This window comes from Roseicyclus mahoneyensis (genome assembly GCF_003148775.1).
Taxonomy (GTDB): Bacteria; Pseudomonadota; Alphaproteobacteria; order Rhodobacterales; family Rhodobacteraceae; genus Roseicyclus; species Roseicyclus mahoneyensis.
This window is the reverse complement of sequence record NZ_QGGW01000010.1, coordinates 93,487-116,469: the sequence shown is the minus strand read 5'-3', so window position 1 is coordinate 116,469 and position 22,983 is coordinate 93,487. Positions and strand designations below refer to the sequence as shown.

Here is a 22,983-nt window from a genome sequence, read left to right as displayed (position 1 = left end):
TTCGTATGCGGTCGCTTCAAGTGCGTCCTGTTGCCGTGATCTCCGGCCGAGGCTGCTCATGGTCGGGCCGCAGGCTTGCGCGCGACGCCCATGAACAAGATCGCGGTCAGTGGCAGCGGGCCAAAGGTCAGGTCGAACCGCCGGTTGATCCCGCGCGGTCCAAGGCCGGTGATCGGGCCGGGCACCAGCCCCGCGCCCTGCATCGCGTGGCGCAATTCGCCCGGTCGGATGAACAGCGCCGGATCATGCGTGCCGCGTGGGAGCAGCCGCAGCAGGTCCTCGGCGATCGTGATCGTAGCCAGACGCGCCAACGGGTTGCGGTTGATCGTGTCGAACAAGAACAGCCCGCCCGGTCGCAGGACGCGCGCAACCTCGGCCAGCACCTGTTGGAGATCGGCGACATGTTCCAGCACGTCGACACAGACCACCGCGTCAAAGCCCGCATCGCCATAAGGCAGGGCCTCGCCCACCCCGACATCGTATCCGATCCGCAGTCCCGCGGCGTGAGCATGTGCGCGGGCGGCCGCGATTGCGCCTTCGGCCGGGTCGATGCCGGTCACCTGCGCACCGCGTGCCGCCAGCGCCTCGGCCATGAAACCGCCGGCGCAGCCAAGATCCAGCACATCGCGGCCCTGCCAGTCGATGTGCCGGTCGAACCAGGCCAGCCGTCCGGGCACAAGGTTCTTGAGCGTGCGGACCCAGCGCACCTCGTCCGACCACCAGTCATCGGCGACCTTGTCGTAGATGGTCAGGTCATTGCGCATGGCGGTCTTTGCTCCGTTTGGGCCGGGTCAGGCGCGGCAGGGCATAGGGCACGGCATCGCGGTATCTGTCGAACCGCGCGCCATACCGCGTGCCAAAGCGACGTTCCTTGAGGCGCGGTGCCATGAGGCAATAGGCGGTGTAGCTGACTGCAAGGACCAGCTGGTCGGGTGTCCAGACCGGCACCGTCCAGAGCGTCAGGGCAAAGGCCACATAGATCGGCTGGCGGATCACGCGAAACAGCCCCTCGGTCGGCATGTCGGGAAACACCGGCCGGATGCGCGCCATCAGCGACATCCACCCCAGCGCGCCCGATTGCACCTCGGCCCCGGCGTCGAAGCTGGCCTTTAGCAAGATCAGCCAGCTTGCGCCGTAAAGCGCCGTCATGGCCCAAAGCGCTGCACCCTCGGCCCGCCACCACACGATGCCCGACGGCGTCCAGAGCGCAAAAAGGGCCAGCAGTTGCAGGGATGCAATGATGGCATAGGTCGTGGTGGCCAGCGTCGCGCCATGGGGGCCGGGGATGAGCCGCGCCAGAACCCGCCCGCCCGCGCCGGTCAGCAGCAGCGAATGGGCCAGCGGGAATTGCACGATCAGCGCCGCATTTGCCAGCGCCGCCCACGGCCATGGCACGGCGCCAAGGCTTTCGCTCAGGCCAAAGAACATCGCCACGATCATCGCCAGAACCCCCAGCGCAAAGACCGTGTGGCAGACCACGCCAAACCCCAGCGCCAGCGCGATCCGCCCCGCGCCCGGAGGCGGCCGCAGCGCGGCGGCGATCAACGCCAGCAGCCGCGCGATTCGCGGATCTCGGATCGCTCGACGCAGCATCAACTCAGCCCCGTCTCGTGCAGGATGCGGGGGATGGCCTGCTTGACCTTGAAGAACCCCGCCGTGGCATGCGGCCAGATCGCGCTGTCCCAGTCGCGCCGCCATTCGGCCATGGCGATGCCCTTTGCGGCGAGATGGGGCTGCGCCTCGTCCAGCCAGTCGAACAGCGGGCCGCGCGTGACATAGGGTGTCACGATCTGGGTCGCGCCCGATTTCGTGGCCCAATCCGCCAAAACCCCCGGATGATCGGCGCGCAAGACCGCGACCGGCCCGCCCTGCCGTGCGGCAGCATCGGCCAGCGCGCCCGCCTCGAACCGGGTCACCAGATCCGACACGGGCAAGGGGGATCGCAGATGGCTGGCCGCCAGCGTCGCCGCCCCGTGCAGGTCAAGGGCGCTGCTGTCGAAATCCTCGACCCGGCAATCCTCGTCTGTGATGAGCAGCACGCTCGGCCGTGCAGGGTCGGGCGCGGTGACGGCGCGCAGCGGCAGGACCGGCGGCAGGCCCTCGGGTTCCGTCGCCTCAAGCCCTTCGGTCACCTCGGCCAGATCCGAGGGGCGGGGCGCAAACCGTCCGCCCGTGAATGTCGCGATATTGTCGGCGCGCGCGGGGTAGGGCTTTCCGCGCGTGTGCAGCCCCGCGACCCAACGCCAGCCCAGCGTGTTGGAGGCCGCGTCACCGTCGAGCAGATGGCGATAGAAAAAATCCGCCCCCAGCCGCCACGGCAGGCCCAGCGTGAAGATCCAGATCGAGGCGAACCACATTCGCGCGTGATTGTGCAGATAGCCCGTCTCGACCAGTTCGCCGGCCCAGGCGTCGAAGCAGTCCAGCCCGGTCTGCCCCTCCATCGCGCGCCCCACGTCGCGGCGCAGGCGGCGGTCACGTTCCAGCGCCGCCAGATCGGCTTGCAAACCCTGAACATAGCTGTCCCAGACCTGCGGACGGCGTTCCAGCCAGCCCTTGTAATAGCCGCGCCAGATAACCTCCTGCACGAATTTCTCGGCCTGTTCCGGGCCATGCGCGGCCAGCGCCGCCGCCACCACCTCGGGCTCCAGCACCAGCCTGCGCCGGATGTAGGGCGACATCACAGACACGGCCGAGTGGGCCCCCGGCCCGTGGTCGGTGTTGCGCCCATTGGCATAGCGCCGCCCCATGCGCGGCGTGAACTCTGCCATCCGGCGTTCGCCCTCGGCTCGGGTCGCGGTCCAGTCGGTCATCGTCATCCTGCCTGTTGCCCTCGCGGCGGAGATGACGCGCCAAGGCGCGATTTCAACGCGGCAGATGGCACCGGGCCTGCTTCAAGATGTCCGGGGTTGCGCCCGGGCTTGCCCCCTTCAGGTCGCGCCCGCCAGCCGGGGCAAACCGGCTGCCATCTGCGCGAAGGCCTCGGTGTGTTCCTGCCCCTCCTTGCGATAGCCGAAAAGCTGCAAGATCAGCGCGCCCTCGGCCGTGAATGCCTCGAGGCTATGCGCAGGGCCGCGCCGCGTGGGCTTTTCGACCAGCCAGACCTCGTGGACCTGATCGAGCCGCAGGTGCAGGTTGAACCGGGGGTCCAGCACGTTTTGCCATGGCCCCATTTCCCTGAGCGTGACGATCGGGCCGGAATGGATCTGGATACAGCCCGAGTTTCCGACGAAGATCATCACCGGCATGGCCGCCTCCGCGCAGGCGATCAGCGCGGTATTGAGGGCGGATGGGTCCAACGGAACGGCAAAAGGCGCGCCCGCAATCCGGTAGGCGCCAAGGCGGTTCATCTTGAGCCGTGCGACGAGACGCAAGAACTGGTGCGTATCGGTCATTGCGGCCCAAGCCTCGCGCAGTTCTGCCGCCTTGTCGGGGCGGGGCTTGGCAGCTTCGACCGGAGCGGGTGGGGAAAGGACCAGACGATCCGCCGTGTCGCCGGTCGCAAGATCGGCCACCGCCCTGTCCCACGCCGCAAGATCGGTGCCTGCGCGCGGATAGATCTTGTGAACCGCCGTGCCGCTTGCATCGAACACCTGCAAGCTGCGCGAAGGGCCGGTGCCTGTGTCGTTTCGGGTGGCAAAGCCATGCACCCAATGGGCGGGAAAGATCCGCAGGTCGATCTCGGGCCCGAGGATCATCGCCGCGTGATCGCCGGGATGGAACGCGCCATAGGTTCCGGTCCGCTCATGCACGGCCGCCCCGTTGCGGGTCAGCGCCATCACCTCGCCAAGGCGGCAGACCGTCGGCATCATCCGGTCGGGATGGGCGGCGATCCGGGTCGCGCCATGGCCGACCTGCGCGGCCAGCAGATCGGCCTCGGTCACGCCAAGGCTCAGCGCCAGATCACGCGGTCGCAAGGTCGCGTCTGCCATGGCCTTGCGCAGATCGGCGGGGCTGGGTCGGGTGCAGGGGTCGGCCAGTGGCATGCTGTGCTCCATTTCGGGGAAACCGGTTTGGGGCTGGGGCTGCGCGCTTGCAGAGGCCTCGCTGTTGTTGACAAATTTAGTCGGCTTTTGTAGCGGGATCAAGCGAGCCGTCGGGCCAAGGCCCCGGCGGCCCGCAGCGCAAGCCCGCAAGGCGCCAGCAAATCCCTCCCCCTCTATCCCGCCGGTGACCTCATGCGTCTTGTCCTTTTTCTGTGCTGTCTGCTGCTGCCTGCCCATCTTGCGCGCGCGCAAGATGGGCCCATGCGCCTCGTGCTGGAATTGAACCGGATCGATCCGCTGGATGGCGCGTGCCGGCTGACCTTCCTCACCCACAACACCCTCGGCACCGATCTTGACGCGCTGTCTGTCGAAACGGTGCTGATCGACACCGAAGGCCGGGTCGAGCGTCTGACCCTGTTCGACTTCGGCGCCTTGCCCGACGGCGTGCCACGCGTGCGCCAGTTCGACATTCCGGGCCTTGCCTGCGAGGGGCTGGGCCGCGTCTTGATCAATGGTGTGGCGACATGCAGCCCAGGCGAGGCTTGCGCGGCGGGGCTTGAGCTGTCGACACGCACAAGCGTGGAGGTGATCGGATGACGGGCCTTGGCGATTTGCCCGACCGGCTGAGCGCGCTCGCCGATCTTGGGGGCCCGGTCCTCTTGATCTTGCTGGCCCTGTCCATCGTCGTTCTTGCCTGCGTCTTGTGGAAGCTCTGGCAATTCCGCGCGCTGGGCGTCGGCCGCCACACCCAGATCCTGCGCGCGATGGCGGCACTCGATGCGGGCGACAGGCGGGGTGCGGCCACGGCGCTGGCGCAAAGCCCCAACCATCTGGCACCGGTCCTGACCGCCGCCTTGCAGGGCGATGCGGACGCCAAACCGCGCCTGATCGCCATGGCCGAGGCGCGGCTGGCCGAGGTCGCACGCGGCTTTCGCCTGCTCGACAGCATCGCGCAGGTGGCGCCGTTGCTGGGTTTGTTCGGCACGGTGCTGGGCATGATCGACGCCTTTCGCGCCTTGCAGGCGGCAGGCGATGTGGTCGACCCCTCGATCCTTGCGGGTGGCATCTGGGTCGCGCTGCTGACCACGGCGGCGGGGCTGGCCGTAGCCATGCCGACCACGCTGGCGCTGGGCTATTTCGAAAGCCGTGCGGCGCAGGAACGCGCTCGCATCGACCTTGCGCTGGAAACCCTGTGCCACCCGATGCGGGCCGCGCAACCCGGGCCGGTTTCGCCGACCTATCCGCTGCAGACCGTGTACGCTCATGTCCCTTAGGCCAACCCCCTGGCGTCGCCGCCCGATCGCCCTGACGCCGCTGATCGACATCATCTTCTTGCTCTTGCTGTTCTTCATGCTCAGCTCGACCTTCACCCGCTTTGCCGAACTGCCGCTGTCGCAGGCTGGTGTCGGCGCTGCCGAGGGCGCGGCGCCGTTCTTTGTGCAGCTGAGCCCCCAAGACGTCATGCTGAACGGGGTGGCCGTGCAGCTCGATGATTTGCCCTCCGCCATCGAGGCGCTGGCCCCGCCCGAGGCGGAGGGCGCGCAAACGCTGCTGGTCACGCTTGCGCCCGAGGTCACATCGCAACGGCTGGTCGATCTGCTGGCCCGCCTGCGCGGCCTGCCCGGTCTTACCGTAAGCGTCCTGGACTAGACCGATGGCGCTTGCCCCGATCCCCCCGCGCCGCAGACCCGACCCGATGATCGCGCTCATCAATATCGTGTTCCTGATGCTGGTGTTTTTCCTTGTCGCTGCAGCCGTCGCCCCCCCGCTCGACCGTGGTGTGGCGTTGGTGCAGGCTGACCGGCTGGACGGGCGCGCGCCACCCGATGCCGCCGTCATTCTTGCCGATGGCACCATGATCTATCGCGGGGCCGAGATCACCTCGGGCGGCTATCTGGCGGCCCGGCTGACCGAGACGCGCGAGGACACGGGGCTGCGGCTGGTGCCCGACCGCGACCTGCCCGCCGCGCAGCTGCTGGACATCGCCACCGATCTGCGTCGTGCAGGCGCGGCGGAGATCTGGATCGTCACCGAAAGGGGCCTGCAGTGACCCGGTCGGGCAGGGCGGGCGCCGGTGTTGCTCTGGTAGTCTCGGTGGGGCTGCATGCGGGCGGGTTGATCGCGCTGGCCCCCGCGCCGCCCCCGACGCTGGCCGGTGGGCCGCCGCAACTGGCGATGATCGGCAACGGGTTCGAGGATGCCGTGGCGGACAGGGTCACGGGCACCACCGACCCTGTGCGTACCGATCCGGTCGTCCCGGTGACGGCCGAGGTTGCGCCGACCCCCAGTCGCGAGACCCTTCAGGCTGTGGCAGCCGCAGCTTCGGCTGCTGCGGTTGTCCTTCCCACACCCCAGCCTGCTGAGACGGCGGTCACTGCGCCGACGCGCTCATCGACGCCCACAGCGACACCCCCATCCACGCCTGCAGTGCAGGCCATTGTGCCGATCATTCCAGCCGCCCCGACGCTCTCTACGCAAGCCACCGCCGCAGCGCCGACCGAGACCGTCCTCGCCCGCGATGCCCCTGTCACGCAGACCCCGACAGTGGATACGCCGCGCCCACAACCGCGCGCGGACCGGCCCGCGCCACAGCCGCCCACGTCCACCCCGCCGCGACAGACGTCGCCGGCCCCGCAGGGCGAGGCGGCCGAGACGCGGCGCGCGGGTGACACCGGGGGCGCGCCCCAAGGCAACGCCCCCCGCACGCAAGCCGGGGCAGGCGGGCAGGCGGCCAGCGACGGGCGGGCCGCCGCCGAATACCCGCAACACGTCAACCGCCATCTCGCCCGCCTCAACCGGCCCGATGCGCGCTTTGACGGGGCCGCGATCATCGCCTTCACCATCGCCCCCGATGGCGGTCTGGCCGCCGTGTCGGTCGCGCAATCCTCGGGCCAGCCCGAGTTCGACCGCCTCGCCATCGCTCATGTCCAGCGCGGCGCCCCCTTTCCGGCCCCGCCGGAAGGGGCGCAGCGGAGCTACAATGTCACCGTGCGCGGTCGCTGACGCTTCGAGGCTTCCTGAGACCGCAACTCAATCTTGACAAATTTTGTCGGATTTTTTAACCCATCCCGGACACGCGCGACCCACCGCCGACGGCAGGCCTGCATCATTTCACGCAGACAGCACACGGAGGGCGGCATGCGTCGCATCACTCATCTTTTGACTACGGCACTGGTGGCGGTCGCGGGCCACGGCGCGCAGGCGCAGGAACTTGGCTTCACCCTCGATCCGATCTTGCTCGGCTCGGCCTTCCGCGATGATCGCGCGTTGCTCGACGCGCCGGTTTCGGCGACCGTCGTGGACAGCTCAGCACTGGCTGACCGGCAGGCCGCTGATTTCGAGGCGCTGATCGGCGACATCCCCGGCCTGACGATCGACGGTGGCCCACGCGGCATGGCGCAAGAGCCCAATATCCGCGGCTTTCGGGACCAGCAGATCGTCCTGCGCTTCGATGGGGGGCGATTCAACTACAGCCAGGGCCATCGTGGGCGCTTTTTCGTCGATCCCGCGCTGATCGGACGGGTCGAGGTGGTGCGCGGCGGCGGCTCGACCCTGTTCGGATCGGGCGCGCTGGGCGGCGTGATCTCGGTCGAGACGGTGGATGTGGCCGATCTGATCCAGCCCGGCCAGACCATGGGCGGGCGGGTCAACCTTGGCTACAGCAGCAATGGCGACCGGGCGACCGCCAATACCACGCTGTTCGCCGATTACGGGGCTTTCGACGCGCTCCTGTTTCTGGGCACGCGCCAGATGGGCGCCGATGTCGAAACGGGCGGCGGCGCGCCGGTGCCGTTTTCCCAACTCGACAGCTTCAACGGCATGCTCAAGCTGGGCTTCGAGCCGTCGCAAGACAGCCGGATCGAGCTGAGCTTCTCGCGCTTTCTCGATGACGGTCTTGTGCCCTCCAACGCCAACGGTCTTGCGGGCACCGGAAACCCGGTCGTCGATCGCGCGGCGCAGGTCGACAGCTTTCGCCTGACATGGGATTACGCGCCCGCAGGGTCCGACCTGATCGACCTGTCGGTCCTGTTCTATGCCGAACGGCTGGGGATCACCGAAAGCCGTGTCGATACCCCGCGTCTGGATGACACGACTTACGACACCACCGGGCTTGAGATCACCAACCGCTCCAGCCTGTCGCTGGGCGTGCCCGTCGATCTGGTCTACGGGATCGAGATCTTGCGCGACACCCAGCAGGGCCTGCGCAACGGCGCGCCGCGCCCGGCCTTTCCCGATGCCGAGGCGACGACCATCGCCGGGTTCGTCGAAGGCACCTTTGCGCTTGGCCCGCAATTCGACCTGATCGCGGGCCTGCGCTACGACCGCTACGCGCGCGACCCCGATGATCCCGCGCTGGCCAGTGTGACGAATGAATTCCTGTCGCCCCGGCTTGGCCTGAGCTACCGGCCGACCGAGGACTGGCAGGTCTATGCCAACCTGTCGCGCGCCTTTCGCGCGCCGTCCCTCACCGAGCTTTACAACAGCGGCCTGCATTTCCCGGGCAATCCCTTCGGCTTTCCGCCCAACAACTTTTTCGTGCCCAGCCCCGACCTGCGCCCCGAAGCGTCGACCCAGATCGAGATCGGCACGCGGCTGGATCGGGCGGGCCAGTGGCGCGACGGCGACCGGCTGAGCTTTGCGGCCAGCGCCTATTACGCCGATGTGACCGACTACATCGACCAGACCGTCAGCATCGCGGGCGGCACCACGACCTTCGTCAATGTCGATGCGCGGCTCTGGGGCTTCGAGGCCGAGGTCGATTACGACGCAATCGACTGGTTCGTCGGCGCGGGGCTGGGCATCGCGCGCGGGCAGGGCAGCGACGGGTTCGCGCTTGGTTCCTTGCCGCAAGACCGGCTGACGCTCACGGCAGGGTTCCGCCCGACGCAAGATTGGGAACTGGGCGCGCGCGCCACGCTGGCCGCCGAGCAAGACCGTCTGCCCGCGGGCGGCACGCCGGGGCCAAGCTACGAACTGCTCGACCTGTTCGCGACCTTCGCGCCGGACCGGGGCGCGCTGGCGGGCAGCACGATCCGCATCGGCCTCGATAACGTCTTTGACGAAAGCTACACGATCTATCCCAACGGCTTGCCGCAAACGGGGCGCAGTCTGCAGATCACGGCGAGCTTCACCTTCTGACGGGCGAGAGCGCGCAAAAACGAAAACCGCCGCGGGCCATGGGCGCGCGGCGGTCTTGGCGACGGCTGACAGGGCCTCGGAGTCTCAGGCGGCGGTGCTCGAAATTCGCTGGATCGCGGTGAACCCCTCGAAACTGGGGCTCCCCTCGTGCAGCTTGCGGGTGCCGCCCGCATTGGCATGGGCCGCGCGGAACTGTTCAGACCTTGTCCATGCGGAAAACGCCGCCTCGCTTTCCCACACGGTGTGTGAGGCGTAGAGGATCGTGCCGTCGTCGCGTTCCTTGCTCTTGAGCATATGAAATTCGACAAAGCCCTCCATCTCCCTCAGGTGGCTGTCGCGGCCCAGCCACAGCGCCTCGAATGCAGGGGCATTCTCGGGGCGGACGGTGAAGCGGTTCATGGCCAGATACATCGGTCTCTCCTTCTGGTGTTGGTGGTAGATGTAACTCAGCCCGCGCGGCGGGCCATGTGGGGCAGCACGAAGGTCGCAGGCGCGGGCGGTGTGGCGTTGACCCTGACGGTGCAGCCATAGGCCGCGCTCAAGATGGCATCAGTGAACACGGCGGCAGGCGGACCTGCGGCCAGACAGCGCCCGTCTTGCATCAAGAGCACCTGATCGGCATGGATCGCCGTCAGGTTCAGGTCATGCATCACCGCGACCACACCGCCCCCGGCCCGGGCGTAATCCGCCATGATCTCCATCACCTCGAGCTGGTGACCGATATCAAGGCTCGCGACAGGCTCGTCGAGAAACAGCCAGCGCGCGCCATCGGGCCCAACCGGGTCCCAGACCTGCGCCAGAACGCGGGCCAGTTGCGCGCGTTGCTGCTCGCCGCCCGACAGGTCCTGATAGAACCGGCCTTCGAACCCGGCCAGTCCGACCCGCGCCAAAGCCTCGCTGGCGCGATGGCCCGGCGCGGGTGTGGCAGCGGCGATCAGGCCCAGCCGCACGATTTCCAGCACAGTAAAGGGAAAGGCGATGCGGCTGGCCTGCGGCAGCACGGCACGGCGTGTGGCCAGCTCCCAGCCGGGCAGGGCGGCGATATCCGCCCCGTCGAGCAAGACCCGGCCCCGGTACGGCAGATCTTGGGTCAGCGCGCGCAACAGCGTCGTCTTGCCCGATCCGTTCGGCCCCACGATCATGGTGATCTGTCCCGGCCGCGCGGTCAGCGACACACCGCGCAAGATGGGCGTTCCCGCAAGGTCGGCATGGATGTCGGTCGCGCTCAGCATTGGCTCACAGGTCCAGCAAGCTGCGGTTGCGCAGCAAGATCCACAAGAAGAACGGGCCGCCCAAGGTGGCCGTGACAATGCCGATCGGCAATTCGGCCGGCGCGATGACGCTGCGTGCGATCATGTCGGCGCCGACCAGCAGCGCGGCGCCCAGCAAGGCGGCATTGGGCAGCAGATATCGGTGATCGGGCCCGGTCAGGATGCGCAACAGATGTGGCACGACGATCCCGACAAAGCCGATCCCACCCGAGACGGCGACAGCGGCCCCGGTCGCGCCCGCCACCGTCAGGATGGATATGGTCTTCATCCGCTGCACCGGGATGCCCAGATGCGCGGCAGGCCCTTCCCCCAGCGCAAGCGCGTTGAGCGACTGCGCCAGAAAGGGCGTGACCACCAGAACCAGCGCGATCAGCGGGCCCGCGACCAGCACTTTGTCCCATGTTGCGCCCGCAAGCGAGCCCAAGCCCCAAAAGGTCAGGTCGCGCAGTTGCGCGTCATCGGCCATGTAGATCAGCACGCCCGACACCGCGCCCGCCAGTGCCCCCAGCGCGATGCCGCCCAAAAGCATCACCGCGACCGAGGTGCGCCCCCGGCTGGTCGAAATGCGATAAAGAAACAAAGTCGTGAGCCAGCCGCCCAGAAAAGCCGCCAGCGGCACAAGATAAAATCCCACCACGTCTTGCAGCGCCAGTGGAAGCAGCCCGCCAAGCACGATGGCCGTGATCGCGCCCAGCCCCGCGCCCGCGCCCACGCCCACCAGCCCCGGATCGGCCAGCGGGTTGCGAAACAGCCCCTGCATCACCGCCCCCGACACCGCCAGCGCCGCCCCAACCAGCAGCCCCAGCGCCAGACGCGGCGCGCGGATGTCGAACAAGATCAACGCCTCTCGCGGGGCGACGGCCTCCGCTCGTGCGATCTGCCCCAACACAGACCAGAGGCTGACCCCCGAGGCGCCGATCCCCAGCGAGAGGGTCGAGGTCACCAGCAACAGGGCCACTAGGCCCAGCATCACGCGGCGCGCGCGCCCCTGACGGTCACCCGCGACAAAGTCGCGGGTCGGGCTGTTGTCGGCTGTTGCCATCCCGGATCAGCCCTGCGCCTGCCGGAACGCGGCGCTCAGCGCCTCGACGGCCTGCGGCGTGCGGGGGCCAAAGCCCAGCAGCAGGAGACCCGGCTGGTGCAGGATCGCGCCTGTTTGTGCAGCACGCGTCTGGCCCAAAACGGGATGGGTAAGGATGTCTGTGGCCTCCGCCGCATGCTCGCCCGAACGGTCCATCATCAAGATCACGTCCGGATCGGCCAGCAACACCGCCTCGTCGCTGACCTGCTGGTATCCGTTGAACCCCGACAGGGCGTTCACTCCGCCTGCCAGTTCGATGATGCCTTGCGCGGCGGTGTCGGCACCCGCTGCCATGATCCGCCCGCCCTGCAGGGACAGGATGAACAGCACCCGCGGCGGCGTCTGTGTCCGGCCCGCCGCTATGGCGCCCGCCAGGGCCGCCTCGACCTCGGCCACCAGCCGCGCGCCGGCCTCGGGCACCTCGAGCGCTTGGGCCACGACCGTGATCTTGGCCACGATCGCGGTCGCGTCATACCCTTCCGGCACCGTGGCCAACGCTATGTCGGCGGCGCGCAGAACCTCCATCGTCTCGGGCGGCCCGCTGCCCTCGATGGCGAGGATCAGGTCGGGGGCGACCGACAACACCCCCTCGGGCGAGAGCGCGCGGACATAGCCGACATCAGGCAGCGCTGCGGCCTCGGGCGGGTAGGTTGATGTCGTGTCGCGGGCCACCAGCCTGTCGCCTTGCCCCAGCGCATAGACGATTTCCGTGACCGCGCCGCCCAGCGCCAGCACCCGCTCGGCCGGGTCCGCTTGGGCGGGCGACCGCATTTGCCCCGCGATCACGGCCAGCATCAGGAGCGCGGGTTTCAAGGGGGCACGCCGTTGCGTGCGCAGTGTGCCAAAGGGTCCAGCCGCCATCTCGGGTCCATCCAGAAAGGGAATGACATCGCGGGCTGGCTGTGTCGGTCGTCCGACATCACTGGCTGGGGGCTCGCGCCCCGATCTCCGAGTAAATTAGTCAAGATTGTCGGAGGGTGCAAGGCACCGCAGGCATGACGGGCAACAAGGGGCTCGCCTGTCCGCCCTTGCCATGGCCTAGGCCGCTTTGGCACCCAAGATCTGCCGCGCCACATGTTCGGCCGCGGCCAGTGCGCCTTCCATCAGACCGCCATTGTCCGGGGCGGTCTCGGTCGCGCACAAATGCAGGCGATGGCCCAAGATGTCAGACAGGCCCCGTGGCAACCCATAAGCCGGGTGACCCAAAGGCGGCGTCTGATCGGCTGCCGTCGCGGTCAGGGGCTCGCGGGCCCAATCTTGTAGCGCGGTCTGGACCGGGCGCGCGGCGTCCGGTCCGAAGAGCCGGGCAAGCTGGACCAGCGCCTGCGCCGTGATCTCTTCGGTCCGCGCCGCGCGCGCTTTTGCCGGCACGCCGAGAAAGCCGAAAAGTGCGGCTGGGCGGCCGTCTGCGCCGCTGGCGTCATGGATTTCGGCCAAGGGCCCGAACCTGCTGATCGCATCGCCCGACAGGCCGGCGTCGCGCCAGAACGGGCGGGCATAGACCGCCACGAACTTGGCATGTCCCGCCATCCATGTCGGGATCGCCGCGAGGCTTTGGCGCGTCGCATCGGGCCAGCTGGCGTCTTGCATCAGCGTGGCCGCCAGCCGGGGCGGCAGGGCGAGGACGACATGCCGGGCGCTGTGGTGGGTTCCGTCCGACAGCTGCACGGTGCCGTCCCCGACCGCCACCGCCTTGTGCGACAGGTGCAGACGCTCGGCGGGAAGGCGCGCCACAAGCCCTTCGATCAGGCTGCGTGTCCCGCCCTCGACCCGAAGCGATCCCTCCATCGAGCCAAAGCCCGCCCCGCGCTGCACGACGCCCGCCGCGGTCTCGAACAAAATATCGCCCTCGGCATGTTGGTCAAAGCTCTTCAGCCCCAGATCCTCCACCAGCCGTTCGATGCGCCTCTGGCCGGGCCAGAACCACGACGGCCCCAGATCGACGCGCCCGCCCTTGGCCGCAAGCACCGCGATGCGTCCGCCCCAAAGCGGCCGCGCCTCGAACAGCTGGAAAGACAGCCCGGCATGGTGGAGCAGGCTGGCAAGGCGCAGCCCTGACAGCCCGCCGCCGAGGATGATGACATCGCTGTCGGGGATCTGGTCCGCGCCCATGCGGTGCCGCCTTCTTGCCGGGGGTGTCTTGGGCCTCTCATGACCCCGTTGCGGCGGCATTGGCAAGGCGCAAGCATGCGCCCGGCGCCCGGCCCGATCCTAGTCGCTGCCGCGTGTGCCATCCCCCGCCCAGTCCTGCGGCAGAATGGCGAATTTCTTGATGCGCGAGTAAAAGGTCGTGGCCGGGATGCCCATCAAGGCCGCCGCGCCATCCTTGCCCGAGACCTTGCCGCCGGTTTCCCGCAGGCAATCGACCAGCGTCCGGCGCAGGTCCGCTTCCAGATCGGCCTCGGTGCGGATCGTCCGGGGCGCTTGTCGCGCGTGGCCATCGGGTTCGGACAGGTCCACGATCAGCTTGCCGCCTTGCGACACGATGGTGGCCCGCTCGATCACGTTGCGCAATTCGCGCACATTGCCGGGCCAGGCGTAGTCTTGCAGCCGTTGCATCACATGCTGGGTGATGACCGGCGGGCGGCGGTTCATCCGCTTGCTCGCCAGCCCCAAGAGATGGGTGGCAAGCGCGGGAATATCCTCCTTCTTCTCGCGCAAGGGGTGGCACAGGACGGGAAAGACGTTGAGCCAAAGATAGAGATCTTCGCGCAGGCGCCCGGCCGCCACCTCCTTGTCGAGCGCGCGGGTGGAGGCCGCGATCACCCGCACGTCAAGGCTGCGGCTGCGGGTGTCGCCCAGCCGCGTCACCTCGCGGTCTTGCAGCGCGCGCAAGAGCTGGCCCTGCACCTCGGGCGGCAATTCCTCGACATCGTCCAGAAACAGCGTGCCGCCATGCGCCAGTTCCAGCTTGCCGGGCTTGTCGCGCAGCGCGCCCTGGTAGGCGCCGCGGATCTGGCCGAAGAGCTCCGCCTCCATCGCGCCCTGAGCGATCGCGCCGCAGCGCAGATGTATCAGCGGGCGGCGGCGGCGGGGGCTGGCCTTGTGGATGGCATTGGCCACCAGCGCCTTGCCGGTGCCCGCCTCGCCCGAGATCAGCACGGTGGCATCGGTGCCCGCCACCAGTTCGATCCGGGTCAGCAGCTGGCGGACGGCAGGCGAGGCGCCGATGATCTCGTGATGCGCGCGCTCGGTGGTGATGGCCTCCTGCAGATAGGCGTTTTCCTGTTCCAGCCGGTCGCGCAGATTGGCGATTTCTTCCACCGCATCGCGCAGCTTCTTCTCGTTTTCCTTGCGCTCGGTGATGTCGCGGAAGATCACGACCGCGCCCGCCAGAACCTGTTGGTCGTAGATCGGGGTCGAGACGTATTCGACCCGGATCGGGCGGCCATCCTTGCGCCAGAACACCTCGTCCTCGATGCGGTTGACCTGCTCGAACCGGAAGGATCGGTAGATCGGGCAATCATGCGAATGGTAAAGATCGCCGTTCAGATGGTGGTGGTGGATGATGTCGTGGATCGGGCGGCCCAAGAGGTCCTCGGCGGTCCAGCCCAGCATTTCCTGCGCCGCGCGGTTGAGGAACGTGGTCTTGCCCTCGGCGTTGACGCCGTAGATGCCTTCGCCCGCCGCGTTCAGGATCAGCTGGTTTTGGTGTTCCAGTTCGGAAAAGAACTGATGCGCGCGCTTCCATTCGATCAGGCCGCCGCGATGCAGGCGTTCGGTTTCCACCTGCTGGGTGCGGCGGTCCAACTCGACCAGATCGACCAGCAGCAAGAACACATGGCGCGCGTCCGAACCGATCCGACGGGCGCGCATCTCGCAATGCACGCTTCCGGTTTCGGTGCGCAGGGCGATCTCGCGCGTCCAGGCCGCGCCGCGATGGTCTAGCTCCTCGATGAAAACGATGAAGCGGGCGAGGTCGGGCCCGAGCAGCGTCGAGAAACGCAAACCGGCAGAGATCGATCCCCCCAACAGGTCCCGCGCCGGGGCGTTCAGCGCCGCGATGCTGTCCGTGCCGGTGTCCAGCACCAGCGCGGCCTCGGGCACCATGGCCACCATCGAATCGAAGGAGAGATCGCTATCGAGCATGACCCAAGCTTAACGCCGCAATGCGGCACAGGCTTATGAAATTTCGTAAATTACGAAAATTCATAATAGCACCTGCAAGGAACTGCGCGCCAAAAATATGATTTTCATATATATTCTTGCTTTGCTGAAATTTTGGGCGGGTGCTTTTGTTTCAGGCTTTGCCCCGCCACCATAAGCCCAACTGCCAATCAAGGAGCCGCCTGATGTCCGTCAAGAGCCTTGGAAATCCCTTCTCCGACAAGACCGATCTGCGCCACGGGGCCGAGTGCGGCTGCGACGGCTGCGCCAGCCATGCCCATGCCGCCGCCCCGACCGCCGCGCCCATGTCGTCCGAACAGATCCTGGAACGCGCCATCGAAAGCGCGGTCGTGCGCTCCGTGTTCGGCCACAACGACATCCAGCGCCGGTCCTTCATGGGGATGCTTGGTGGCGGCACCTTCGCCTCGATCCTCGCCTCGATCTTTCCGCTCGATGCGGCCAAGGCGGCATTGCTTGACCAGCTTGGACCGCCCGAAAAGACCGACCTCAACATCGGCTTTGTGCCGATCACCTGCGCCACGCCGATCATCATGGCCGAGCCGATGGGGTTCTACGCCCGCTACGGGTTGAACGCTCAGGTCATCAAGACCGCGGGCTGGGCTATCGCGCGCGACAAGTCGCTGTCGGGCGAATATGACGCCAGCCACATGCTGACGCCCATGCCGCTTGCCATGAGCCTTGGCGTCGGATCAACCGCGATGCCCTTCATCATGCCCGCCGTCGAGAACATCAACGGGCAGGCCATCGTCTTGCACAACGACCACCTCGACAAGCGCGACCCGGCGCAATGGCGCGGCATGACCTTCGGTGTGCCTTTTGAGTATTCGATGCACAATTTCTTGCTGCGCTACTACGTCGCCGAACATGGCCTTGACCCCGACACCGACATCCAGATCCGTGTGGTTCCCCCGCCCGAGATGGTGGCCAACCTGCGCGCCGGAAACCTCGACGGGTTCCTCTCGCCCGACCCGTTCAACCAGCGCGCTGTCTGGGAAGGCATCGGCTACATCCACCTGCTGACCAAGGATATCTGGGAAGGGCATCCCTGCTGCGCTTTTGCCGCCCCTTTGTCCTTCGCAACCGAACTGCCCAACACCTATGGCGCGCTCTTGAAAGCGATCATCGACGCCACGCAATACGCCTCGGCCGCCGAGAATCGCGCCGAAATCTCGGCCGCCATCGCGCCGGAAAACTACCTCAACCAGCCTGTCGAGGTGATCCAGCAGGTGCTGACCGGCACCTATGCGGATGGTCTGGGCAATGTGCAGCGCGTGCCCGACCGGATCGATTTCGACCCCTTCCCGTGGCATTCCATGGGCGTCTGGATCCTGACCCAGATGCGCCGCTGGGGCTATATCGAGAACGACATCGATTACCGCGCGGTGGCCGAACAGGTCTATCTGGCGTCTGATGCGCGCCGGATCATGGAGGAACTGGGCTACGAGGCGCCCTCTGAGAGCTACCGGACCCATACGATCATGGGCAAGACCTTCGACCCGGCAGATCCCACGGGCTACATCGACAGCTTCGCCATTCGGCGGGCCTGAGCCATGGCGTCTCTCAGCATCAACCAGCGCGGCGCGCTTCTGTCCATCTTGCTGCTCGTCGTGGGCCTCCTGTTCTGGGAGGCCGCGATCCCTGAGCAGCAACTTGCGACCGAGATGACGGAATACGAGCGTTTGATGGGCGGCGGCGCACCCCGCGCCGCCATCCCGCCGCCGTCCGACATCTTCGCCAAGGCCTGGGAGGAGTTGTCGAACCCGTTCTATGACGCAGGCCCCAACGACAAGGGCATCGGCATCCAGATCGGCTATTCGATCTACCGCGTGTTGACGGGCTATTTCCTTGCCGCGCTCGTTGCCATTCCGCTGGGCTTCCTGATCGGCATGTCGCCTGTCGCCTACCGCGCGCTCAACCCCTTCATCCAGGTGCTGCGCCCGATCTCGCCCTTGGCGTGGATGCCGCTTGCGCTCTTCATCATCCGCGACAGCGAGGCCTCGGCCATCTTCGTCATCTTCATCTGTTCGATCTGGCCCATGCTGCTCAACACCGCCTTCGGCGTGGCCGGCGTGCGCAAGGATTGGGTGAATGTCGCCCGCACGCATGAGCTTGGGCCGTTCCGCACCGCGTTTCAGGTGATCTTGCCCGCCGCCGCCCCCACCATCGTCACGGGGATGCGGATTTCCATCGGCATCGCGTGGCTCGTGATCGTCGCCGCCGAGATGCTCGTGGGGGGCACTGGCATCGGCTATTACGTCTGGAACGAGTGGAACAACCTCGATCTCACCTCGGTGATCTTCTCGATCCTCATGATCGGCATTGTCGGCATGGCCCTGGATGCAGCCTTTGGCGCGCTCCAGCGCCTTGTGGCCTACGCGGAATAAGGAACCAGTCCGATGACAAAACCCTTTCTCAGCGTGGAACGCCTGACCCAGACCTTTCCCGATGCAAGCGGCGGCACGGCGACGGTGTTCGAGAACGCCAGTTTCGGCATCGACCGGGGGGAGTTCGTCTGCATCCTCGGCCATTCGGGCTGCGGCAAGTCGACGATCATGAACATCCTTGCGGGCCTTGGTTCCCCCACCTCGGGCGTCGTCACGATGGACGGGGCCGAGGTGTCGGGCCCCTCGCTCGACCGGGGCGTGGTGTTCCAGAACTATTCGCTCCTGCCGTGGCTTTCAGCGCTGAAGAACGTGTCCTTCGGTGTGGCCGCGCGACAGCGGGATTGGTCCAAGGCGCAGGTCGAGGACCATTCGCGCAAATACCTCGCCATGGTGGGGCTTGAGGGCGACACGGTGCTGCGCAAGCCCAGCCAGCTTTCGGGTGGCATGCGCCAGCGCGTGTCCATCGCGCGGGCCTTTGCCAACCAGCCCAAGCTGTTGCTGCTGGATGAACCCTTCGGCGCGCTCGACGCGCTCACGCGCGGCACCATTCAGGAAGAATTGCTGAAGGTCTGGAGCCAGACCGAACAGACCGTCTTCATGATCACCCATGACATCGACGAGGCGATCTTGCTGGCCGACCGCATCTTGCTGATGACCAACGGCCCCTATGCCCGCGTGGCCGAAAGCGTTCAGATCACCATCCCGCGCCCGCGCAGCCGCACCGAGATCGTGGAACACCCGAACTACTACGCGATCCGCAACCATCTGGTGCAGTTCCTTGGCCACCGGTCCAAGGCGCTGTCGGGCCGGCCTTCGGGCGGCGCAACGCAATCGCCCGAGACCGTGGTGATCGACAGGACCAAACCGGCCGAGGACCCCGAGCCAAGCGCCCGACTGCGCGCCGTCAACGACTGACGCCGCCCCCCATTCGCAAGAGGAGAGACCGCGATGAAAGACACCTTCGAGCGCCCCGTCATGATGTCCAAGGAGGATGTGACGGTGATGATCTTGTCGGCCAAAAAACAGGCCGGCCTGACCTGGGAAGGCATCGCCGAGAGCATCGGCATGTCGCCCGTCTGGACCCATTCGGCCTGCATGGGCATGAACGCCTTTCCCAAGGACAAGGCGGAACTGCTGGTGGCCCAGATGGGCCTGCCGCAAGAGGCGGTATCCGTCATGACCGAGCCGCCGACCAAGGTCTGGGAACAGGCGGTTCCGACCGACCCCTGCCTCTATCGCCTGTACGAGATCGTGGGCGTCTATGGACCCACCATCAAGGCGATCATCGAAGAGAAATTCGGCGTGGGCATCATGTCGGCCATCGATTTCGACATGCAGATCACCAAGGTCGAAAACCCCAAGGGCGACCGCGTGAAGCTGGAAATGTCGGGAAAGTTCCTCGGCTACAACAGCTGGTAAGGCGCGCAACGTGACTGTGCCGCCCGGGTCCGTCCCGTGGCGGCGCGGCCGCGCGCGACCGCAAGACATTGCATGTGCCTGTCGCCGTCCGTAACCCTTTCCCCCAAGAAGAGGGACAGGAGGGGCGGCCATGACCGACATTTCCGCAAACACAAAGGCGCGCGCGCGATGACCGGCCATGCGCTGCGGCGCGAAGCCGACAGGCCCCGCATCGCGCGGGGCGGCGGCGCGTCCACCGTGCAGATGATCACGCCCGACAGCGGCGCGCGGGATATCCTCAACGGCTTCACCGACATCCCACCGGGCGCGGGCATCCCGCTCCATTTCCACGATTGCGAGGAAAGCGTCCTGATCGTCGCGGGCGCGGCGCTGATCGAGATCGAGGGCGCGGTGCACGCGGCGCAGGCAGGTGATGTCTGCTGGATCGCTTCGGGGCTCCAGCACCGGTTTTCCAACCCGTCGCCCGACATGGGCCTGCGCATCTTCTGGACCTATGCCTCGGCCAAGGCGACGCGCACGCTGGTCGAGACGGGCGCGGTGTCGCGCATCGCACCGGCGCAAGGCTGAGAGGGCAGGACCATGGAAACACGTACAAAAGTCGCGCCCGAGGCGCTGACGGATTTCGCCACCGACTGCTACCGCGCGCTGGGCGTGGCGGATGACGCCGCCCGGCTGTTGGCCGATACGCTGGTGCAATCCGACCTCTGGGGGCATCCCTCGCATGGGGTGATGCGGCTGTTTTGGTATGGCGCCCGACTGGAAACCGGCGCGACGCGCGCCGATGTGGCCCTGCCGGCCGACCCCGCGCCGCCCGCGCTGGGCCTCATCGACGGTCAGGACGGGATCGGGCAGGTGGTGGCAAAGGCCGCGATGGAACAGGCGATCCGCGCGGCCAAGCTGCATGGCATCGCGGCCGTATCCGTCCGCCGCTCGGGCCATTTCGGCACGGCGATGTATTTCACCAAGATGGCGGCCGAGGCGGGCTGCATCGGTTTCATCTCGACCAATGCCTCGGCCGCCATGGCGCCTTGGGGCGGGCGGGAAAAGCGGATCGGCAACAACCCGTTTTCATGGGCCGCACCCGCGGGCCGGCACGCGCCGATGATGGTCGACATGGCCAATACCGCCGTGGCGCGCGGCAAGCTTTACGTCGCGCGCACCCGCGGCGAGGCGATCCCCGAGGGATGGGCGATCGACGCGGACGGCCGCGTGACGATCGACCCCGCGGTGGGCATCGCAGGCACGATCCTGCCCATGGCGGGCCACAAGGGCTATGCCATCACCTTCGCGATGGAGGTTCTGTCGGGTGTGCTGTCGGGCAGCGCCTTTGCCCCCGATGTGGTCGGCCCCTACATGCCCGAGGGTGCATCGGGCGCAGGGCATTTCGTCATGGCCGTCGACATCGCCCGCCTGCGCCCGCTGGCCGAGTTCGGGGCCGACATGGAACGCCTGATCGCCACGATGAAGGACGCACCCCGCGCGACAGGCGTGGCCGAGATCTTCTATCCCGGCGAGATGGAGGCGCGCCACGACGCAACCGCGCGGGTCGAGGGGCTGCAGCTTCCCGCCGATGTGGTGCAAGATCTCGCCCAAGGGGCGGCGCGCCTTGGTATTGCATTGCCGTTCGGGATCTGAACGCCCCCACTACCGGCTGGCGGGGACCGTTTCGGGCCGCAATCCACGGACCGCGTGGCCGATTGGGTTGGTCACCGGCAAGGCAATGGTCAGAAATGCTCTGACACCACTATTAACCTGCGCTATCAAAACCCTGACGTGCAATCCCGACCCCCCTCTTTGCAGGGATGAGGGCCACGACCGGACAAGAAACATAAGGAACCCCTGAACGTGATGGAAATGATCGCCCAATCCCCGTTTGCGGAGATATCAACCCTTCTGGTGATGGCCGCCGTGATCGGGTTTCTGGGCATCATCTTGCGCCAGCCCCTGATCGTGAGCTTCATCGCGGTGGGCCTGATCGCGGGGCCCTCGGCGCTCGATGTGGTGCGCTCGGATGAACAGATCGACCTCTTGTCCGAACTTGGCATCGCCGTCTTGCTGTTCCTTGTCGGCATCAAGCTGGACGTCAAACTGATCCGCTCGCTTGGGGCGGTGTCCTTGCTGACCGGCTTGGGGCAGGTCGCTTTCACGTCTGTCTTTGGTTACCTGATCGGGCTGGCGCTGGGCCTTGGGGCTGTCACGAGCCTCTATGTCGCCGTGGCGCTGACCTTTTCCTCGACCATCATCATCGTCAAGCTCTTGTCCGACAAACGCGAGATCGACAGCCTGCACGGCCAGATCGCGCTTGGCTTCTTGATCGTGCAGGATCTGGTCGTAGTGCTGGCGATGATCGTGCTGTCGGCCATCGGGATCGGCGCGGGCGAGGGCGGGCATGGCGGCGGGTCGGTGCCCTTGGTGCTGGCCTCGGGCGTGGCGATGGTGGCCATGGTCGTGTTGTTCGTGCGCTATGTCGCCAATCCGCTGACCGAACGGCTGGCGCGCGCGCCCGAACTGCTTGTGATCTTCGCCATCGCCATGGCGGCGATGTTCGCGGCCATCGGCGATATCGTGGGCTTGGGCAAGGAGGTGGGCGGCCTGCTGGCGGGCGTGGCGCTGGCCTCCACCCCCTACCGCGAAACCATCGCGGCGCGGCTGGCGCCCTTGCGCGATTTCCTGCTGTTGTTCTTCTTCATCGCGCTGGGGTCTGCGCTCGACCTGTCGCTTCTGGGGGCGCATGTCACCGGCGCGGTCATCTTTTCGCTCTTTGTGCTGATCGGCAACCCGTTGATCGTGCTGGTGATCATGGGGGCGCTGGGCTATCGCAAGCGGACCGGCTTTCTGGCCGGCCTGACCGTGGCGCAGATCAGCGAGTTTTCCCTGATCTTCGTGGCCATGGGCGTGTCGCTAGGTCATGTGCAGGAGGATGCGCTGGGCCTTGTCACCATGGTGGGTCTCGTGACGATCGCGGCCTCCACCTACATGATCACCTATTCGCATCAGATTTATGCCGTGTTCGAGCGGTTTCTCTGGGTCTTCGAGCGCAACGGCACCCCGCGCGAGCCCTCCGAGGCGGGCGCGCACCGTGACGATGGGCACAAGGTCATCATCTTCGGCCTCGGCCGCTTCGGCACCGCCATAGGCATCCGTTTGCAAAAACGGGGGGTCAAGGTTCTGGGGGTCGATTTCAACCCTCAGGCCGCGCGGCGCTGGCGCGAACTGGGGCTTGCCACGGAATTCGGCGATGCGACCGATCCGGAATTTGTGGCCGAACTGCCGCTGCGACAGGCCGAATGGATCGTGTCGACCGTGCCGATCCATCCCACGGGCCTCAGCCACGAGGATACGCGCACCACGCTGATCCAACTGACCCGGATGTCCGGGTTCCGGGGGCGGATCGCGGTCGCCTCGCACCATGCGCGCGACACCGAGGAGCTGTTCGCCTCGGGCGCCGATCTTGTGCTGGAGCCGTTTCAGGATGCCGCCGACCGCGCCGTCGACCTGCTCTGCGGTGCGCCCGAGGCCGAGCGCACCGAGATCCCCTTGCTCGGGTCCGAGGAAAAGGACGCGTCGTGACCTGTCGC

23 protein-coding genes are annotated in these 22,983 nt (G+C 66.9%); 13 read left to right on the top strand and 10 right to left on the bottom strand.

All coding sequences use genetic code 11. The features are described from left to right. Positions 1-56 precede the first annotated feature (56 nt). The 4 genes from ubiG to C7455_RS17100 all read right to left on the bottom strand — a co-directional run bounded on the left by ubiG (position 57) and on the right by C7455_RS17100 (position 3,983). Positions 57-764: a bifunctional 2-polyprenyl-6-hydroxyphenol methylase/3-demethylubiquinol 3-O-methyltransferase UbiG gene (gene ubiG / locus C7455_RS17115; RefSeq protein ID WP_109670292.1), complete on the bottom strand. Its 708-nt coding sequence runs from the start codon at positions 762-764 to the stop codon at positions 57-59. Continuing rightward, entirely contained in the window at positions 754-1,593 is an 840-nt protein-coding gene (locus tag C7455_RS17110) for a methyltransferase family protein (protein ID WP_109670290.1), read from the bottom strand. Before C7455_RS17110 ends, ubiG begins: the two co-directional genes overlap by 11 nt. After that, positions 1,593-2,810: an FAD-binding domain-containing protein gene (locus C7455_RS17105; RefSeq protein WP_109670345.1), complete on the bottom strand. Its 1,218-nt coding sequence runs from the start codon at positions 2,808-2,810 to the stop codon at positions 1,593-1,595. Before C7455_RS17105 ends, C7455_RS17110 begins: the two co-directional genes overlap by 1 nt. Before the next feature lie 117 nt (positions 2,811-2,927). After that, a complete protein-coding gene (locus C7455_RS17100) occupies positions 2,928-3,983 on the bottom strand; it encodes a hemin-degrading factor (RefSeq protein ID WP_245904394.1) in 1,056 nt (351 codons plus the stop codon). 192 nt (positions 3,984-4,175) lie between these two features. Here C7455_RS17100 and C7455_RS17095 point away from each other — a divergent pair, with 192 nt between their 5' ends. The 6 genes from C7455_RS17095 to C7455_RS17070 all read left to right on the top strand — a co-directional run bounded on the left by C7455_RS17095 (position 4,176) and on the right by C7455_RS17070 (position 9,122). Further along, a complete protein-coding gene (locus C7455_RS17095) occupies positions 4,176-4,580 on the top strand; it encodes a hypothetical protein (protein WP_245904393.1) in 405 nt (134 codons plus the stop codon). After that, positions 4,577-5,257, top strand: coding sequence for a MotA/TolQ/ExbB proton channel family protein (locus C7455_RS17090; RefSeq protein WP_109670288.1), 681 nt, complete (start codon positions 4,577-4,579; stop codon positions 5,255-5,257). The genes C7455_RS17095 and C7455_RS17090 overlap by 4 nt, the downstream gene beginning before the upstream one ends. Then, positions 5,247-5,633 carry a biopolymer transporter ExbD gene (locus C7455_RS17085; protein WP_245904392.1) on the top strand — a complete coding sequence of 129 codons (387 nt, stop codon included), beginning with the start codon at positions 5,247-5,249 and terminating at the stop codon, positions 5,631-5,633. Before C7455_RS17090 ends, C7455_RS17085 begins: the two co-directional genes overlap by 11 nt. A gap of 46 nt (positions 5,634-5,679) precedes the next feature. Continuing rightward, positions 5,680-6,033, top strand: coding sequence for an ExbD/TolR family protein (locus C7455_RS17080; protein ID WP_245904391.1), 354 nt, complete (start codon positions 5,680-5,682; stop codon positions 6,031-6,033). Continuing rightward, positions 6,030-6,986, top strand: a complete 957-nt coding sequence (locus C7455_RS17075; RefSeq protein ID WP_146200034.1) for a TonB family protein — start codon at positions 6,030-6,032, stop codon at positions 6,984-6,986. The genes C7455_RS17080 and C7455_RS17075 overlap by 4 nt, the downstream gene beginning before the upstream one ends. Before the next feature lie 135 nt (positions 6,987-7,121). Continuing rightward, complete coding sequence (locus C7455_RS17070) at positions 7,122-9,122, top strand: TonB-dependent receptor domain-containing protein (protein ID WP_109670283.1); 2,001 nt, start codon at positions 7,122-7,124, stop codon at positions 9,120-9,122. Between the two features lie 84 nt (positions 9,123-9,206). On the opposite strand, the gene hmuQ is transcribed toward C7455_RS17070, so the two are convergent. The 6 genes from hmuQ to C7455_RS17040 form a co-directional block, all read right to left on the bottom strand. After that, complete coding sequence (hmuQ, locus tag C7455_RS17065) at positions 9,207-9,533, bottom strand: heme-degrading protein HmuQ (RefSeq protein WP_109670281.1); 327 nt, start codon at positions 9,531-9,533, stop codon at positions 9,207-9,209. A gap of 35 nt (positions 9,534-9,568) precedes the next feature. Continuing rightward, entirely contained in the window at positions 9,569-10,354 is a 786-nt protein-coding gene (locus C7455_RS17060; RefSeq protein ID WP_109670279.1) for a heme ABC transporter ATP-binding protein, read from the bottom strand. A 4-nt stretch (positions 10,355-10,358) separates the two neighbouring features. Continuing rightward, positions 10,359-11,435: a FecCD family ABC transporter permease gene (locus tag C7455_RS17055; RefSeq protein ID WP_109670277.1), complete on the bottom strand. Its 1,077-nt coding sequence runs from the start codon at positions 11,433-11,435 to the stop codon at positions 10,359-10,361. Positions 11,436-11,441: 6 nt separating this feature from the next. Continuing rightward, on the bottom strand, positions 11,442-12,287 hold the full coding sequence (locus C7455_RS17050; RefSeq protein ID WP_245904390.1) for a heme/hemin ABC transporter substrate-binding protein: 846 nt from the start codon (positions 12,285-12,287) through the stop codon (positions 11,442-11,444). 225 nt (positions 12,288-12,512) lie between these two features. Continuing rightward, a complete protein-coding gene (locus tag C7455_RS17045) occupies positions 12,513-13,586 on the bottom strand; it encodes a flavin monoamine oxidase family protein (protein ID WP_109670274.1) in 1,074 nt (357 codons plus the stop codon). A gap of 99 nt (positions 13,587-13,685) precedes the next feature. Beyond that, positions 13,686-15,563 (bottom strand): sigma 54-interacting transcriptional regulator, encoded by a 1,878-nt coding sequence (locus C7455_RS17040; RefSeq protein WP_109670272.1) that lies wholly within the window; start codon positions 15,561-15,563, stop codon positions 13,686-13,688. Positions 15,564-15,766: 203 nt separating this feature from the next. Here C7455_RS17040 and C7455_RS17035 point away from each other — a divergent pair, with 203 nt between their 5' ends. The 7 genes from C7455_RS17035 to C7455_RS17005 all read left to right on the top strand — a co-directional run bounded on the left by C7455_RS17035 (position 15,767) and on the right by C7455_RS17005 (position 22,975). Beyond that, positions 15,767-17,149, top strand: coding sequence for a CmpA/NrtA family ABC transporter substrate-binding protein (locus tag C7455_RS17035; RefSeq protein WP_109670270.1), 1,383 nt, complete (start codon positions 15,767-15,769; stop codon positions 17,147-17,149). Between the two features lie 3 nt (positions 17,150-17,152). After that, a complete protein-coding gene (ntrB, locus tag C7455_RS17030) occupies positions 17,153-17,986 on the top strand; it encodes a nitrate ABC transporter permease (RefSeq protein WP_109670269.1) in 834 nt (277 codons plus the stop codon). Positions 17,987-17,998: 12 nt separating this feature from the next. Further along, a complete protein-coding gene (locus C7455_RS17025) occupies positions 17,999-18,901 on the top strand; it encodes an ABC transporter ATP-binding protein (RefSeq protein WP_109670267.1) in 903 nt (300 codons plus the stop codon). A 33-nt stretch (positions 18,902-18,934) separates the two neighbouring features. Next, positions 18,935-19,405, top strand: a complete 471-nt coding sequence (gene cynS, locus C7455_RS17020) for a cyanase (RefSeq protein ID WP_245904389.1) — start codon at positions 18,935-18,937, stop codon at positions 19,403-19,405. 168 nt (positions 19,406-19,573) lie between these two features. Next, positions 19,574-19,972, top strand: a complete 399-nt coding sequence (locus C7455_RS17015) for a cupin domain-containing protein (RefSeq protein ID WP_109670265.1) — start codon at positions 19,574-19,576, stop codon at positions 19,970-19,972. 12 nt (positions 19,973-19,984) lie between these two features. Next, entirely contained in the window at positions 19,985-21,040 is a 1,056-nt protein-coding gene (locus tag C7455_RS17010; protein WP_109670264.1) for an Ldh family oxidoreductase, read from the top strand. 213 nt (positions 21,041-21,253) lie between these two features. Next, positions 21,254-22,975, top strand: a complete 1,722-nt coding sequence (locus C7455_RS17005) for a cation:proton antiporter (RefSeq protein ID WP_245904388.1) — start codon at positions 21,254-21,256, stop codon at positions 22,973-22,975. Positions 22,976-22,983: the final 8 nt, after the last annotated feature.

Coding starts and splice junctions, on each gene's coding strand:
- C7455_RS17010 (WP_109670264.1), top strand. CDS start 19,985: ATGGAAACACGTACAAAAGTCGCGCCCGAGGCGCTGACGGATTTCGCC.
- C7455_RS17035 (WP_109670270.1), top strand. CDS start 15,767: ATGTCCGTCAAGAGCCTTGGAAATCCCTTCTCCGACAAGACCGATCTG.
- C7455_RS17105 (WP_109670345.1), bottom strand. CDS start 2,810: ATGACCGACTGGACCGCGACCCGAGCCGAGGGCGAACGCCGGATGGCA.
- C7455_RS17015 (WP_109670265.1), top strand. CDS start 19,574: ATGACCGGCCATGCGCTGCGGCGCGAAGCCGACAGGCCCCGCATCGCG.
- C7455_RS17110 (WP_109670290.1), bottom strand. CDS start 1,593: ATGCTGCGTCGAGCGATCCGAGATCCGCGAATCGCGCGGCTGCTGGCG.
- C7455_RS17040 (WP_109670272.1), bottom strand. CDS start 15,563: ATGCTCGATAGCGATCTCTCCTTCGATTCGATGGTGGCCATGGTGCCC.
- C7455_RS17005 (WP_245904388.1), top strand. CDS start 21,254: ATGGAAATGATCGCCCAATCCCCGTTTGCGGAGATATCAACCCTTCTG.
- ntrB (WP_109670269.1), top strand. CDS start 17,153: ATGGCGTCTCTCAGCATCAACCAGCGCGGCGCGCTTCTGTCCATCTTG.
- C7455_RS17055 (WP_109670277.1), bottom strand. CDS start 11,435: ATGGCAACAGCCGACAACAGCCCGACCCGCGACTTTGTCGCGGGTGAC.
- hmuQ (WP_109670281.1), bottom strand. CDS start 9,533: ATGTATCTGGCCATGAACCGCTTCACCGTCCGCCCCGAGAATGCCCCT.
- ubiG (WP_109670292.1), bottom strand. CDS start 764: ATGCGCAATGACCTGACCATCTACGACAAGGTCGCCGATGACTGGTGG.
- C7455_RS17100 (WP_245904394.1), bottom strand. CDS start 3,983: ATGCCACTGGCCGACCCCTGCACCCGACCCAGCCCCGCCGATCTGCGC.
- C7455_RS17070 (WP_109670283.1), top strand. CDS start 7,122: ATGCGTCGCATCACTCATCTTTTGACTACGGCACTGGTGGCGGTCGCG.
- C7455_RS17025 (WP_109670267.1), top strand. CDS start 17,999: ATGACAAAACCCTTTCTCAGCGTGGAACGCCTGACCCAGACCTTTCCC.
- cynS (WP_245904389.1), top strand. CDS start 18,935: ATGAAAGACACCTTCGAGCGCCCCGTCATGATGTCCAAGGAGGATGTG.
- C7455_RS17045 (WP_109670274.1), bottom strand. CDS start 13,586: ATGGGCGCGGACCAGATCCCCGACAGCGATGTCATCATCCTCGGCGGC.
- C7455_RS17080 (WP_245904391.1), top strand. CDS start 5,680: ATGATCGCGCTCATCAATATCGTGTTCCTGATGCTGGTGTTTTTCCTT.
- C7455_RS17090 (WP_109670288.1), top strand. CDS start 4,577: ATGACGGGCCTTGGCGATTTGCCCGACCGGCTGAGCGCGCTCGCCGAT.
- C7455_RS17060 (WP_109670279.1), bottom strand. CDS start 10,354: ATGCTGAGCGCGACCGACATCCATGCCGACCTTGCGGGAACGCCCATC.
- C7455_RS17095 (WP_245904393.1), top strand. CDS start 4,176: ATGCGTCTTGTCCTTTTTCTGTGCTGTCTGCTGCTGCCTGCCCATCTT.
- C7455_RS17085 (WP_245904392.1), top strand. CDS start 5,247: ATGTCCCTTAGGCCAACCCCCTGGCGTCGCCGCCCGATCGCCCTGACG.